General features: G+C 68.0%; 13 protein-coding genes and 4 pseudogenes. 6 read left to right on the forward strand and 11 right to left on the reverse strand.

All coding sequences use genetic code 11. From position 1 onward, the window contains the following. Positions 1–53: 53 nt before the first annotated feature. Positions 54–278 carry a hypothetical protein gene (locus VB738_RS08310; protein ID WP_323305307.1) on the reverse strand — a complete coding sequence of 75 codons (225 nt, stop codon included), beginning with the start codon at positions 276–278 and terminating at the stop codon, positions 54–56. A gap of 53 nt (positions 279–331) precedes the next feature. On the opposite strand from VB738_RS08310, the gene VB738_RS08315 reads away from it, so the two are divergent. Next, positions 332–2,371 (forward strand): lytic transglycosylase domain-containing protein, encoded by a 2,040-nt coding sequence (locus VB738_RS08315; RefSeq protein ID WP_323305308.1) that lies wholly within the window; start codon positions 332–334, stop codon positions 2,369–2,371. Position 2,372: 1 nt separating this feature from the next. Here VB738_RS08315 and VB738_RS08320 read toward each other — a convergent pair whose 3' ends face one another. After that, a complete protein-coding gene (locus tag VB738_RS08320) occupies positions 2,373–2,840 on the reverse strand; it encodes a hypothetical protein (RefSeq protein WP_323305309.1) in 468 nt (155 codons plus the stop codon). Next, positions 2,837–3,247, reverse strand: coding sequence for an NIL domain-containing protein (locus VB738_RS08325; protein WP_106220860.1), 411 nt, complete (start codon positions 3,245–3,247; stop codon positions 2,837–2,839). Before VB738_RS08325 ends, VB738_RS08320 begins: the two co-directional genes overlap by 4 nt. Before the next feature lie 90 nt (positions 3,248–3,337). Here VB738_RS08325 and VB738_RS08330 point away from each other — a divergent pair, with 90 nt between their 5' ends. The 4 genes and pseudogenes from VB738_RS08330 to thyX form a co-directional block, all read left to right on the forward strand. Further along, positions 3,338–3,922 carry a thioredoxin domain-containing protein gene (locus VB738_RS08330; RefSeq protein WP_323305310.1) on the forward strand — a complete coding sequence of 195 codons (585 nt, stop codon included), beginning with the start codon at positions 3,338–3,340 and terminating at the stop codon, positions 3,920–3,922. A 34-nt stretch (positions 3,923–3,956) separates the two neighbouring features. Further along, positions 3,957–4,253: pseudogene (locus tag VB738_RS08335) on the forward strand (FAD-dependent thymidylate synthase); the annotation flags it as partial. Positions 4,254–5,051: 798 nt separating this feature from the next. Then, a pseudogene (locus VB738_RS08340) lies at positions 5,052–5,606 on the forward strand (HNH endonuclease); the annotation flags it as partial. 3 nt (positions 5,607–5,609) lie between these two features. Beyond that, positions 5,610–6,044: pseudogene (thyX, locus tag VB738_RS08345) on the forward strand (FAD-dependent thymidylate synthase); the annotation flags it as partial. Positions 6,045–6,065: 21 nt separating this feature from the next. Here thyX and VB738_RS08350 read toward each other — a convergent pair. Beyond that, complete coding sequence (locus VB738_RS08350) at positions 6,066–6,371, reverse strand: HPF/RaiA family ribosome-associated protein (protein WP_323305311.1); 306 nt, start codon at positions 6,369–6,371, stop codon at positions 6,066–6,068. 292 nt (positions 6,372–6,663) lie between these two features. Between VB738_RS08350 and VB738_RS08355 the strand changes: the two genes are divergently transcribed. Beyond that, positions 6,664–7,692: a transporter substrate-binding domain-containing protein gene (locus VB738_RS08355; protein WP_323305312.1), complete on the forward strand. Its 1,029-nt coding sequence runs from the start codon at positions 6,664–6,666 to the stop codon at positions 7,690–7,692. Here the strand turns inward: VB738_RS08355 and VB738_RS08360 are convergent. The 7 genes and pseudogenes from VB738_RS08360 to VB738_RS08390 form a co-directional block, all read right to left on the reverse strand. Further along, positions 7,640–8,370 (reverse strand): annotated as a pseudogene (locus VB738_RS08360) (esterase/lipase family protein). The gene VB738_RS08355 and the pseudogene VB738_RS08360 sit on opposite strands and share 53 nt — an antisense overlap. 31 nt (positions 8,371–8,401) lie before the next feature. Continuing rightward, positions 8,402–8,896: a VOC family protein gene (locus VB738_RS08365; protein WP_323305313.1), complete on the reverse strand. Its 495-nt coding sequence runs from the start codon at positions 8,894–8,896 to the stop codon at positions 8,402–8,404. A gap of 170 nt (positions 8,897–9,066) precedes the next feature. Next, complete coding sequence (locus VB738_RS08370) at positions 9,067–9,642, reverse strand: antibiotic biosynthesis monooxygenase (protein ID WP_323305314.1); 576 nt, start codon at positions 9,640–9,642, stop codon at positions 9,067–9,069. After that, positions 9,639–10,562, reverse strand: a complete 924-nt coding sequence (locus VB738_RS08375; RefSeq protein WP_323305315.1) for a gluconolactonase — start codon at positions 10,560–10,562, stop codon at positions 9,639–9,641. The genes VB738_RS08370 and VB738_RS08375 overlap by 4 nt, the downstream gene beginning before the upstream one ends. Before the next feature lie 125 nt (positions 10,563–10,687). After that, on the reverse strand, positions 10,688–11,515 hold the full coding sequence (locus tag VB738_RS08380) for an AraC family transcriptional regulator (protein ID WP_323305316.1): 828 nt from the start codon (positions 11,513–11,515) through the stop codon (positions 10,688–10,690). 185 nt (positions 11,516–11,700) lie between these two features. Further along, complete coding sequence (locus tag VB738_RS08385) at positions 11,701–12,456, reverse strand: class I SAM-dependent methyltransferase (protein WP_323305317.1); 756 nt, start codon at positions 12,454–12,456, stop codon at positions 11,701–11,703. Between the two features lie 10 nt (positions 12,457–12,466). Continuing rightward, entirely contained in the window at positions 12,467–12,712 is a 246-nt protein-coding gene (locus tag VB738_RS08390) for a hypothetical protein (RefSeq protein WP_323305318.1), read from the reverse strand. Positions 12,713–12,885 lie beyond the last annotated feature (173 nt).

Here is a 12,885-nt window from a genome sequence, read left to right on the forward strand (position 1 = left end):
AGCAGGCTACGCGTCGTTCCCGGTGACGTTGCAGCCGGCTCTGCCGGCGGGGCTCAGCGCCAGCGGGGCGGCCACCAGCGCCAGCGCAGCAGTTCGGCGGTGGCCCAGAGCAGCAGCAGGCCCAGGCACCAACCCGGCAGCAGCCGCAGCGGCCAGAGCGGCCGCAGCAGCAGGGTGAGCAGGGCCACCGCGCTCACCGCCACGGCGCGGCGGCGCTGGCCCGCCCCGGGCAGGCGGTCGAACAGCGGCGGCAGGGCGGGGAGGAAGGGCAGTCGCACCGGGGGCGGCGCAGGCGGATGCCCAGAATGCCCCGGACGCCGTCCCCCGGCCATTGGCCCGACTCCCGCTGCTGCTGTCCCTCTCCTGCCTGGGCACCGGCCTGGCGCTGGTGGGGGGCCGGGCCCTGCTTGCGCGCCAGCCGGCGCTCACCCCCGCCACCGCCACCGACCGGCTGGAGTGGCTGCAGCACTGGGATGCCGATCCCTGGCGGCGCCGGGAGGCCAGCCTGCTGCTGGCGGCCCGCAGCAAGGATCCCCAGGAGCAGCGCCAGTGGCTGCGGGGCCAGGCCTGGGGTCCCGATCCCCTGGCCGCGCTGGTCCTGAAGCAGGACTCCCTCGCCGCCGCGGCACTCGATCGTCCCGACACAGCCGAGGCCCTGTGGCGCCAGCTGCAGCGCCGCTTCCCAGGGGATCCGGCCAGCGCCGATGCCCTCTACGCCCTCGGCGGCGACGATCCGGGCAAGCGCCGACAGCTGCTGCAGCGCTTCCCGGCCCATCCCGCGGCCCTGGCCGCCGCCCTCGCCGCCGGCCCGGAGCCGGCCGAACGGCGGCGCGGCGCCCTGCACCTGGCCCGTTGGGGCGCCCGCTGGCCCGGCGCCGAGGCCCGCCTGCGGCAGGTCTGCCGGGAGCACGGCCGGGCCCTGAGCGCCCAGCAGCGGGGGCAGCTGGCGGAGGGCCTGGCCGAGCTGGGCGATGCCGAGGGGGCCCTGCGCTGCCTGGGACCCACGCTCAACGGCCTGGGGGCCAGCGGCCGGCTGAGCCTGGGCCGGGCCCTGCTGGCGGGGGACGAGCCTCAGCAGGGCCAGGCGGAGCAGCTGCTGCTGGATCTGGTCCGCAACTCCCCCACCACGCCGGAGGCCGAGGCGGCCGTGCGCCTGCTGGCCCAGCAGGGCAGCCCTGCCGCCGCCGCCGCCCTGGCCCGGCTGCCGCCCCGCTGGCGCGACAGCGCCCCGGTGCTGGCGCGGCGGATCCTGGACGCCGAACCCGCCGGAGACGGCCCCCATCCCGGCACCGACGCCGCCGCCCTCGAGCTGCTGCGCCGCTGGCCCCTCGACCCCGCCAGCCGCACCCTGCAGTGGGATCTCGTGCGGGAGCGGCTGCTGGCCGGACGCTGGCGGGGGGCCATGGCCCTGCTGGAGGCCATCCCAACGGACCAGCTGCCGCCGCCCCTGGCCGCCCGCCAGAGCTTCTGGATCGGCTTCGTGCAGCAGCAGCTCGGAGACGGGGCCGCCGCCAGGGCGACCTGGGAGGCGCTGCTGCGGCGCCATCCCGGCGGCTACTACGGCTGGCGCGCCGCGGTGCGCCTGGGCCGGGGGGATCTGCAGCTGGGCGCCGGCCCCCACCCACCGGCCCGTGCCGACGGCCCAGGAGACGGCAGCGACTGGCGGCCCCTGGCCAGCGGCGATCCGAGCCTCGATCGGCTCTGGCGGCTGGACCAGCGCACCGAAGCCTGGGAGACCTGGCGCCACCGCCGCGGCCGCCGCGCCCCGGAGGGCAGCCGGGAGCTGCTGCTGGAGGGACGGCTGCGCCAGGGGGTCGGCGACGACTGGACCGGCTTCGGGCTGCTGGAGCAGGCCAGCCTGAAGCTCGATGGCGACCAGTGCGCCCTGGAGCGCGAACTCGAGCGCAGCCTGCATCCGCTGCGGTTCGAGGCCGCCTTCCGGGCGGCCGCCAGCCAGACCGGGCTGCCGATGGAGCTGCTGCTGGGGGTGGCCAAGCAGGAGTCGCGCTTCACCCCGGCGGTGCGCTCGCCGGTGGGGGCCACGGGCCTGATGCAGCTGATGCCGGACACCGCGGCCGAGCTGGCCGGTGGGCCGGTGGCGGAGCAGGTGCTGGAGGACCCGGCCGGCAACGCCAGCCTCGGCAGCCGCTATCTGGCCAAAATGCTGCGCCAGTGGGACGGGGACCCCCTGCTGGCGGTGGCCAGCTACAACGCCGGGCCCGGCGCCGTGGCCGGCTGGGTGAGTCCCCAGTTGCGCAGCGACCCGGAGCTGTGGGTGGAGGCGATTCCCTACCCCGAGACCCGCCTGTACGTGAAGAAGGTGCTGGGCAACGTCTGGAGCTATCAGCAAGGCGGCGAGCCGGACTGCTGATTCAGCGCACCAGCATGCGGCCGAAGTTGGCGCCCCCCAGCACCAGCAGGGTGAGCACCCCGGCCAGCACCAGCGGCGGTGGCACCACCCGGACCCGCAGCAGGTCGAGCCGGGCCAGCAGCACCGCCGAACCCATGATCAGCACGTTGGCCAGCACGTTGAGGTGCAGCAGGTACAGGCCGCCGACAGTCACCAGCAGCAGGGTGACCACCAGGCTCACCACCCGGCTGGCGGACATCACGATCGACAGCTGCCGGATCACCAGGTCGGGCATGCTGCAGACGAACACGATCAGCATGGCCTGGAGGCACTCGGCCGACCAGATCAAGGTGGTGAGCTCCTGCACCCGCGTGCCTCCGGTCTCGAGGGCATGGCTCCAATGCATGCCTTGGTAGGTGCTGACCCCCACGAGCACCAGCAGCATCGGGGCCTGGAGCGGCAGCAGCATCAGCCGGACGATCTCCTTCATGGCTCCAGCACCAGGGTGATGGCCTCCAGCGGGCAGCTGGGGATGCACTGCTCGCAGACCAGGCAGCGCGAAGCCTCGAAATGGAGCCGCTGGCTGGCCGGGGTGTAGTGGAGAGCGCCGCTGGGGCAGACGCTGGAGCAGATGCCGCAGTCGACGCAGCGCTCCGGATCGATGCGGATCTCACCGGGGGCGCGGTTGAGCCCCAGCCCCTGGCTCTCCAGCCAGTCTTCGGCCGCGTCAAGCTCGTCGATGTCGCCGGAGAGCTCCACCACCATGGTGCCGCTCTGGTTGGGAGCGATCTGGGCCCGCAGGATCTTGGCGGCGATGTCGAAGTCGACCGCGAGGCGGTAGGTGATCGGCTGGTGCACCGCCTCGGAGGGGAAATGGAGAGTGAGGCGCCGTTTCACCGCTCCAGGCCGGGAAAGCTGACGCTAGCAACGCTCTCCAGGTCCAGCCCCCGCTGCCAGAGTGGGCGCCGTTCCGTGTCGCCGCCGCCCATGGCCCCGTCGGGCAGTTCCCCCCCCTCCAGCCTCGGCCGCACCGAGCGCATGGTTCTGGCGGCCGTGGCGGCCGTGCTGGTGGTGCTGATGGTGTGGCTGCGGGGCGGCCTGCACCCGGAAGCGCCCCTGGAGCGCCTCGCCCGCCAGTCGCCCGAGTTCAGCGTGGCCCTGGCCGACGGCCGGCCCACCCTGGTGGAGTTCTACGCCGACTGGTGCGAGGCCTGCCGTTCGATGGCGCCGGCGATGGAGCGGATCGAGCGCCAGCAGCACGGCCGCATGGATGTGGTGCTGCTCAATGTCGACAACCCCCGCTGGCAGCCGCAACTGGAGCGCTACGACGTCAACGGCATTCCCCAGCTGGAGTTCTTCGATGCCGGCGGCGGCTCCGTGGGCCGCTCGATCGGCGCCCGCAGCGGCCCCGAGCTCGACGCCCTCAGCAGCGCCCTGGTCGACGGCACGCCCCTGCCGCAGCTGGCGGGCGTGGGGGCCGTGAGTGCCCTGACCGAAACCGTGGCGGCAGCGGAAAGCTCTGGCCCCCAGCCCCAAGCCACGCCCCAGGCCGGCCCTCGCAGCCACGGCTGATCCCACCATCCACGTTCCCCACGAACCCCCGCCCATGGATCCCCGCTTCCGGGTCGAGCTGATCGCCGCCACGCCGAACCCGCAGCTCTGCGTCTACGCGGGGATGCACCAGGACTACAGCGAGGGTTTCGTGGCCGCCGACCGGGCCGAGTGGCCCGACGAAACCAAAGCCGGGGAGATCTGCGTCAAGCGACTGCTGGCCGGCGAGCGCGGCCACTACGGGCCCCTGGAGCACGCCCAGATCGTGCTCAACGTGGGCTGGTTCCCCCATTCGGTGATGCAGCAGGCCCGCACCCATCGGGTGGGGGTGAGCTTTGATGTGCAGTGTCTTGCCGGTGATACCGAGATCACCTTCCTGCATGCCGGAGGGGGCCTGCGGAAGATCAGGATCTCCGAACTGCACGACCTCTGGACGAATGGCGAGCGTGCGACACGGCACAGGCAGATCCGTGGCCGTCAAGGCGAAACGCCTGGAACCTACCGACGCGATTGCCGCAAGCGGTTGCAGAAGATGCGGTTGCGGGTGCTGAACGAAGTCACAAACATCTTCGAAACGAGCCATCTCAAGGATGTGATGTGCAGTGGACTGCAACCGGTCTATCGGCTGACGATGGAGGACGGCCGCACTCTTGACTGCACCGCCAACCATCGCTTGCTCACGCCGGAAGGCTGGCAAACCATGGGAGACGCCCTCTCCCTGAGAGTGAACAAGAATGGCACCGTGCGCAGTTTTCGACGCACAGCTCAGGTGCTGGCGAATGGGAACGTGGCGGTGGGCAACGGGGCCTACCGGGACAGAGACTGGCTGCAACAACAGGTCGAAGCCGGGGCGACCCCCGACGAGATGGCGGAGCGGGCTGGTTGCTCGACCACCACGATCCGTGACTGGGCCCGTAAGCATCAGATCCGCCTGGCGAAAAGCGACACGCGCTTTCAGCCGGGATTCAAGCCCTGGAATCACAATCCTTCAGCTCTCTATCGCCAGCAACAGTGGCTGCAGCAACAACTGGAGAACGGGCTTTGTGCCAAGGAGATGGCCGAACTCGCGGGCTGCTCCGTTGAAGCCATCAAAAAGTGGGTCTATCACTTCGGACTGACCCTCAATAAACGTCCATTTTTCCAGAAGGGCATGCGGCCCTGGAACAAAGGGCGAGGTGGTTATCGCCTGCAGCTGTCGGAAGCGTCTCGGGAAGCGCGGCGTGCCCATGGCCGACGGATCACCCGTCGAGGCTCAGCGTCACACTTCTGGAAAGGGGGCACATCGTCTGAGCGAGTGTTGATCGCTGCCTGGACGCGACAGATCGCTCCCCAAGTCCATCGACGCTTCGATCACACCTGCCAGCGCTGTGGACTGCGTGGAAGCGAGCAACAACTCCATGCCCACCACTTGGTGCCCGTCTATGCGGATCCAAGCCTGGGCTGCCGGATCGAGAATCTCGTCACACTTTGCCAACCTTGCCATGCCTTCATTCACAAACACCACCAGGAGGCCGACTTTGCCGCGACCTTCCGGCCGCTGAGGCCGATCGAGGCCTGGCCCGAGAAGCCCCACCCACAGGGCCGGAGGCTGATGGCCCATCCGCTCACCGTGGTTCAAGTGGAGTTTCTGGGCTCCCAGATGACCTACGACCTTGAAGTGGCCGAACCCTGGCACAACTTCGTGGCCAATGGCCTCGTGGTGCACAACTCCATGCGCTACACCGGCGACCGCATCCGCCAGGCCGCCAACGGCGAACTCGACCTGGAGGAGGTGTTCTACCTGCGGCCGGTGGGTCCCTACAGCGACCGCCAGGGCAAGAAGTACCTCTACGACGAGAGCCAGCGGGCCATCGATCTGGAGCTCTGCCGGGCGGCGGCCGGGCGCTACCGCGACCTGCTCGATGCCGGCTACGCCGAGGAGCACGCCCGCGGCATCCTGCCCTTCGACTACCGCCAGCACTTCGTGGTGAGCTTCACCCTGCGGGCGTTCCTGCACTTCCTCGACCTGCGGGCCAAGCTCGATGCCCAGCAGGAGATCCGTGAACTCTGCGACCTGATGTGGCCCCACCTGCAGCAGTGGGTGCCGGAATTCGCCGACTGGTATGAGAAAAGCCGGCTGCACCGGGCGCGGCTGGCCCCCTGAAGAACAGGCAGGCCAGAGGTGTCATCGGCCCAGGGTGGACTCGAGAACATGCTTCAGCTTGTGGGCAGCGCCATCGACGGCCAGCTCCAGCGTGGCCGCATGGTCGCTCGCCGAGAGCGGCTGATGGCCGGCAGGCCGTGCCTCCAGGAGACACCGTTTGTCCTCGGTCCCGGACTTCTGGTCGCTGTTCTGGTCGCTGAGGTGAACCTCCACCCGTGTGAGCTGCGCACTGAAATGACCCAGAACACCCCTCACGGCCGTTTCCACCTCTTGAGCCAGCTTTTCGTCACCTTCGATGTTGTGATCGGTGTTGATCTGAATCTGCATCAATCCATCCTCCGCTGACCCTTTCCACTCCAACCCTATGCCGGCGTTGCGCCGCCAATCTCACGCTTGCGGGCTGCAGCGCAAGCGACTGGCGCCCTGAATGGCCGGCGATACGGTCGTCACTGCTCCCGAAACGGGCATGGAACGCACCGGCGCTGACATCAGGGACCCGCAACGACCGCGGTGGTGGTGCTTCACCAGGGGCACTCCCCTGGTGGGCTGGGGCATCGCCCTCCTCCTGGCGGTTGGCCTCCCAGGGTCGGCAGCGACCGAGCCAGTGTTGCGGGTGGGGATGGTGGCCGGCTCACCGCCCTGCAGCTACCGGCAAGCGGGGGTGTGGCGGGGGCTGGCCGTGGATCTGTGGAACCGGGTGGCCAGCCTCGAGTCGTTGCCCTACGTGGTGTCCGAGTGGCCGTCGGTGCGGCAGCTGCTGGAGGCCAGCCGCGTGGGCCGGCTGGACGTGGCGGTGGGCTGCATCAACGTCTCACCCGACCGTCTGCAGCGCTACCGCTTCAGCCTCCCCTTCCAGGAGGACGGCCTGGCGGTGATGGTGGTCAAGAGCCGGCTGGATCTGGGGCGCTCCTTCCTGGCGGCCCTGCTGACGCCGACCCTGCTGCAGCTGCTGGGCGGCTACCTGCTGGCGATCGCGGGGCTCACCTGGCTCACCCTGCGCCTGGAGGCGCACACCCATCCTGCTCAGGCCAGCCGGCAGAGCTCCTTGCGCCACTGCAGCAAGGTGTTCCAGGTGCTGGCCACCGGGCCGGGCAGCAACACGATCGTGACCACCATCCGCGGCAACGGGATCGTGATCCTGGCCTACCTGGTGCGGATCGTCTCGGCATCGCTGCTGGTGGGCTATCTCACCGTGAACGTGGCCGGAGAGATCCAGGGCAGGTCCACGGGCGCGATCCGGTCACCGGCGGATCTGCGCGGCCTGCGGGTGGGGGTACGGAGCGGCACCGTCAGCGAGTCGCTGCTGAAGGAACTCAACGCCTCCAGCCCGGGCAACAGGGCCACGATCGTGCCGCTGGCCAGCATCAGAGCAGGGGGAGACCTTCTGGCCGAACGCCGCATCGACGCCCTGCTGGGGGACAACCTGCAGCTGAGCCACCTGCTGCTCCAGGAGGAGACCAAGGGCTTCCTACCCAGCCTGGCGCTGGAAGGGATCCGGCCCGAATCCCAGGCGTTCGCCTTCTCGCCGACGTTGCCGGAGGCCACCGCCGACCGCATCGACCAGGCGATCAGCGCCCTCAAGCGCAGCGGGGTTGTCAGTGAGCTGCGCCAGCAGGCGACGACCCGGGGGAACCCCCAGGCGCGCTGAAACCGGCGCTCCACCAGCGCTCCACCACCTCCGGGCTGCCGTACCAGGAGGGGCCGAAGGCGCCCCCGTGGGCCACCCCCGGCAACACCAGGGGGGTGGAGCCTTCCAGCAGGGCCGAGGCCACCGGCACCAGGCCGTCGCCGCGGTCGTGGGCATCGCCCGTGCTGTTGCGGTAGGCGGTGGGGGCCAGGCGTCGGGCCAGAGGGGAGGCCGCCTGCAGGTCCAGATCCCCCGCCACCGAGACGTAGCGCACCCGATCGGCGAAGGGGGAACCGGGCAGGCGCTCCGCCACCATCCGGCGCAGCACCGTGGCCTTGAGGGCGGTGTGGGGGCTGCCCAGCATCACCAGGGTGTCGGCCAGGGCCTTGCCGTCGTAGCGGCGCCCCGGAACGGAGCGTCATCGAGGAACAGCCGCAGCATGATGCCGCCGGAACTGTGGCCAATCAGCGTGACCTTGCCGCTGGGGGACGTGCGGGCCAGCTCGGCCGCGGTGGCCTGCACCCGATCGAGGATCCCGGCCCAGGCGAAGGCGAACACGGTGAGCAGCCACTCGGGCTTGCCCACCGGCACCAGCCGCACCGGCTGGCCGCTGAGCTGCTCCAGCCGCGCCAGCATCGGGGCATAGGCCTCCGGGCTGATCAGGAAGCCCCCGAGGATCACGATCGGCTGGCGGGTCATCGCTGAGGAATGGCGGCGCAGCCGAGGGACCCTACCCGCGGCGAGCCGCCTCGATCGCCGCGATGTCGATCCTGGTCATCTGCATCATCGCTTCGAAGGCGCGCCGGGCGGCGGCCCGGTCGGGATCGGCAATGGCGGCGGTGAGGGCGCGCGGGGTGATCTGCCACGACAGTCCCCATTTGTCCTTGCACCAGCCGCAGGCGCTCTCCTCGCCGCCGTTGGCCACGATCGCGTTCCAGAGCCGATCGGTCTCGGCCTGGTCGTCGGTGGCGATCTGGAACGAGAACGCTTCGCTGTGCCTGAACGCCGGCCCCCCATTGAGGCCCAGGCAGGGGAGGCCGGCGACGGTGAACAGCACCGTCAGCACATCACCCTGCTGGCCCGACGGATAATCGGCCGGCGCCCGGAAGATCTCTCCCACCGCACTGTCCGGGAACGTTTCGGCGTAGAACGTGGCCGCCTCCAGGGCGGTGCCGTCGTACCAGAGGCAGATCGTGTTGCGAGAGATCGTGTTGGGGGGCACCATCCTCACGCTCCATTGATCTGTCTGGCGATCCTAGGCGGCGGCTCAGGAACATCGGATACGGCGAAAGGCATCACGCCACTCAGCAGAGGTAAGCCGACAGAAGCCGTGACGGAAGCTGTACACGCTGCACAGGCCTGTTCAGCAGATCATGATCTCCATGCAAGTCGCCATCACAGTCGCCTGGCTGGATACAGCCAGCCCTTGAAGAGTTTCGTCATGCGGGACATGGCCACATAGGTCATCACGGCGACCACAACCAACGTCACCACCAACGTCCGCAGAAAGGCGGGGAGAGTGCCAATCAGCGGCACCAGGATGACATTGATCAGATTGATCAGCACATAGATCGTGATCCAGGAGACCACCATCATTTTGTAGCGAGGTGGGGCAGGCAGCCCCGGTCGATGGGGCAGGGTGAACCAGGTTTCCAGGCCGGTGAGCATCGCGTACTGGCCCGTGCCCTCCGTGAACTGCCGGGCACGGTTCAACAGGCGTTGGCGAATCGGAGACTCCTCCCATTGCTTGAGCCTGCTGATGCGATCGAACTTGAACACAATCCGGTATTCCGGATGGGCCGGATCGGAGGGGCGAAACACATTGACGCCCAGATGTCCCTCACAGGCCATGGCCGCTTGAATCAGCTCGGCGAGAACCGCTTCGAAGGCCGCTTCACATCCCGGTTTGATCCGTTGCAGCACATCCACCGTCGTGGGCGGATCAGAATCCAGGTGGTCAGGAGCGCTCATGGCTGCAGGAGTTGGTGTCCGGCGATGCCGATGTCCAGGCGAACAACTCTGGCAGATTCCAGACCCGAAGGCAGCGGGAACGACAGGCCTCCATTGGTGACGACATAAAGACTGGTGTGGTCGCCCGCGCCGGCACCAAAGGCCAGCGCCGTGCTCCCGGCCATCCCCTGCTCTGCCTCGGCAATGATGGTAATCCGGCGATCGGGCGTAATCTTGACCACACTGTTGTAAATGTGGGTGGTGCCATAGAGGTTGCCCTCCCGGTCAAAGGCAAAGTCATCGAGATTGACGGGTTCGAAAAAGATCTCCGGCTCACCAGGTTGCCCATTGGACTGAATCGGTATCTGGATCAACTGCATCCGTTCCGTGTTGGACGCGTAGAGCATCTGCCCATGGATCTTGAGTCCGTTGACTGCCGGGAACTCCCTGTCCTCGGAACGGCGCGCCAGCAGAGGATGCTCCAGCCATAGGCCGACCGACCGATCCGCCAGATTCAAGTGCCAGATGGCACCGCGATAGGAGTCGGCAATCAGATAGGTGGATGGCGAGAGGGGTGTCAATCCATTCAGGAAGATGGCCTCGGTCATGGTCGCCAGCAGCGTCGCAGCACCCTGGGGGGAAATCGAGTAGACGACAGGAAGGCCGTCGGCGTCCCAGGCTGTCAGCAACAAGTCTCCGGCAGGAGTCAGGGCCAGCCCCGTGGCTTTTCCAGCGATGGCCGCATGCACCACGGGCACACCATCGGCTCCCATCCGAAACACCTTGCCATCGAGATGGCTGCTGACAAACAACGTGCCATCGGTGCTGACCGCAATGCTTTCCAGGAACGTGCCGGGTGGAAACTCTGCAACGAGATGCGATGGAGCGATCGCCACAGGCACCTCGGCGAAAATCGGCGGCAGTCCGGCTGGGATAGACATTCAGGGTCCTCGGAACGCAAGCCGTTGGGATGGATTCAAGGTCAGGCTAGCCAGGAACCCTGAATGGATCTTTCAACATCTTTTGGAAGATGGCAGATTCTTTTGATCTTCGTGGGAGGTGTGGGCTATTTCACGGACGTTCGATAGGCCCTGGGGGTCGTGCCCAGGTGCTGGCGAAACACGCGCGTCAGATGGCTCTGGCTGGAGAAGCCACACTGGAGGGCAATAGCGGCGATGGCTGCATCCGAGCACGCCAGCAGCTGCTGCGATCGCTGCAGCCGGCACTGCACGATGAACTGGTGGGGCGACGTCCCCGTGGATTGCTTGAACAAAGTGGCAAAGTAACAGGTGCTCAGTCCCACCAGGTCCGCCAGGTCCGCCAACGAAAGCGCCTGGTCGAGATGGTCCTGGATGTAGCCGGTCACGAGGGCAAGCGTGGACGGCGGCAATGGCCCCGCAGCCGGGAATCGGGGTGGAACCGCCGAGTACGTCTTCAGCAGATGCACGGCCAGACAATTCACGAGCGATTCCACGTACAGGTGATCGCGTCCCCCGTTCAGCTCCAGCTCCGAGCGCAGGGCCAGCCCCAACTGACGAACCAAGGCATCCACCCGGGGCAGACCCGGCACCAGGTCAACCTGATCGGGGCCGATCGCCTCATAGGCCACCCGACCGAGAACATCGGGCCTGAGGGTGAGGATCAGGAACTCCGCGTCCTGATCCCACTGAACCTGATGCGTCACCTTGGCAGGGACGACGATCACCTGCTCGGCAACAACCTGCTCAACCTGCACCCGTCCATTCAACGTCCGTTTGACCTGGAGGTCTTCCGGGATGCGGGTATGGATGGCAATTTTGTGGTCGGGATAGGCATACTCCGGGGTTTCGAACGGAGGGCAGCGGAACTGTTCCAGCGCGATCCCCTGCCACCCTGCCCCAGCACTGGACAGCAAGGGAACGTTCGGAAGAATGGGCGCCAGGTTGTCGGTTCTGACTGGGGGCGAATCAGCTCTGGTGGTGGATGAATCAGCCATATCCAGACCTGAGCCGTCTGTGGATACCACGGCAGCGAGTCTATGGACGGGGCCCATCCGTCACTGTGTCTGACCTCACCCGATCGCCGTTCGGCAGGACCGGTCTACCCGACCCTCCGGGCCACGTACATGCCGTAGCTGAAGTGGGCGTTGTGAGCTTCGTAGAGACGGATCTCGTGTTCTTCGGCGCTGACGATGGCCTTGGCGGCCTCACTGTGGCCGTGCCGGCGCAGGAAGCTATCGAAGCGGGCCTGCAGGGGCCGGTAGTAGTGATCCAGCCAGCAGTGCTGCGGCAGCACGACGTAGCCGATCGGCGCGTAGCCGTGCCGTTCCAGAAGGGCGATCCTGGCCGAGGCCACGTCGATTTCGGGGTACTCCGTCTGCCAGTGCCGCTGGAGATCGGCCGGTCGCGCCGCGGTGGTCCAGGTGATCTCGCTCACCACCAGCAAGCCATCCGGTTTGAGGAAACGGCGCCACTCGGCGATGCCCCTGGCGAAGCCGATGTTGTAGATGGCCCCCTCCGACCAGATCACACCCAGCTCCCCGTCAGCGAAGGGCAGGTTGTCCATGGAGGCGGCGCAGGGGGTGATCGCGTCGGCCAATCCGAGGTGACGCGCCCGGGCCTGGAGAACGTCGAGAAAGTCCGGCAGCCGATCCACCGCCGTGATCCGGGCGTTCCCCAGCAGCCGGGCCAGCAGCAGGGTGGAGGCGCCGGTGCCGCAGCCGATATCGGCCAGCTGGAGCGGCGCCGCGCGATCGACCCCGGCCAGCTGCAGCGCCAGCTCCGTCTCGGCCTCCCCTCCCGGCCCCTGCCGCTCCCCATCGCGGTGCAGATCGATCAGTAACTCAAGGTTGTCCACGGGCTGGCGGCTAACGGTTGTGGATCCAACCCAGGGTGGCCTCTTCCGCCTTGATGGCCGGCAGGAACAGCCCATACACCCAGCCGTCTCCAGGGGGACGGTCGCGCCGGGTGATGAAGTCCTGCCGTGGGGGCCCCTTCCCTTCCAGGCCGCCGTAACGCTCCACGGCGTGGAAGATGGACACCCGGGCCACGCCGTAGCCCAGCACGTAGGCGCCCAGGAGGCCAGCCAGGAGGGGACGGAGATGCCTGGCCACTGGGCCCAGCTCCCTGCGCAGGACTGGGGCCCATCCAACTCCAAACCCGTGGCATCCGGCGGGCGGCAGGGGCTCAACAGGGCAGCGCACAAAGCTGTACAGCCTGTACAAGTCTGCTCCGAGCTCCGAGAGAGACATCAAGGTCGCCGATCAGGCGCCAGAGCCCTTCAGCG

Source organism: Cyanobium gracile UHCC 0139 (assembly GCF_034931325.1).
In the GTDB taxonomy this organism is placed as follows: Bacteria; Cyanobacteriota; Cyanobacteriia; order PCC-6307; family Cyanobiaceae; genus Cyanobium; species Cyanobium gracile_B.

What these genes read in the sequence shown, in the direction of transcription:
- VB738_RS08320 (WP_323305309.1), bottom strand. Translation starts at nt 2,840, where the DNA reads ATGAAGGAGATCGTCCGGCTGATGCTGCTGCCGCTCCAGGCCCCGATG.
- VB738_RS08330 (WP_323305310.1), top strand. Translation starts at nt 3,338, where the DNA reads ATGGCCCCGTCGGGCAGTTCCCCCCCCTCCAGCCTCGGCCGCACCGAG.
- VB738_RS08350 (WP_323305311.1), bottom strand. Translation starts at nt 6,371, where the DNA reads ATGCAGATTCAGATCAACACCGATCACAACATCGAAGGTGACGAAAAG.
- VB738_RS08355 (WP_323305312.1), top strand. Translation starts at nt 6,664, where the DNA reads ATGGTGGCCGGCTCACCGCCCTGCAGCTACCGGCAAGCGGGGGTGTGG.
- VB738_RS08365 (WP_323305313.1), bottom strand. Translation starts at nt 8,896, where the DNA reads ATGGTGCCCCCCAACACGATCTCTCGCAACACGATCTGCCTCTGGTAC.
- VB738_RS08370 (WP_323305314.1), bottom strand. Translation starts at nt 9,642, where the DNA reads ATGAGCGCTCCTGACCACCTGGATTCTGATCCGCCCACGACGGTGGAT.
- VB738_RS08375 (WP_323305315.1), bottom strand. Translation starts at nt 10,562, where the DNA reads ATGTCTATCCCAGCCGGACTGCCGCCGATTTTCGCCGAGGTGCCTGTG.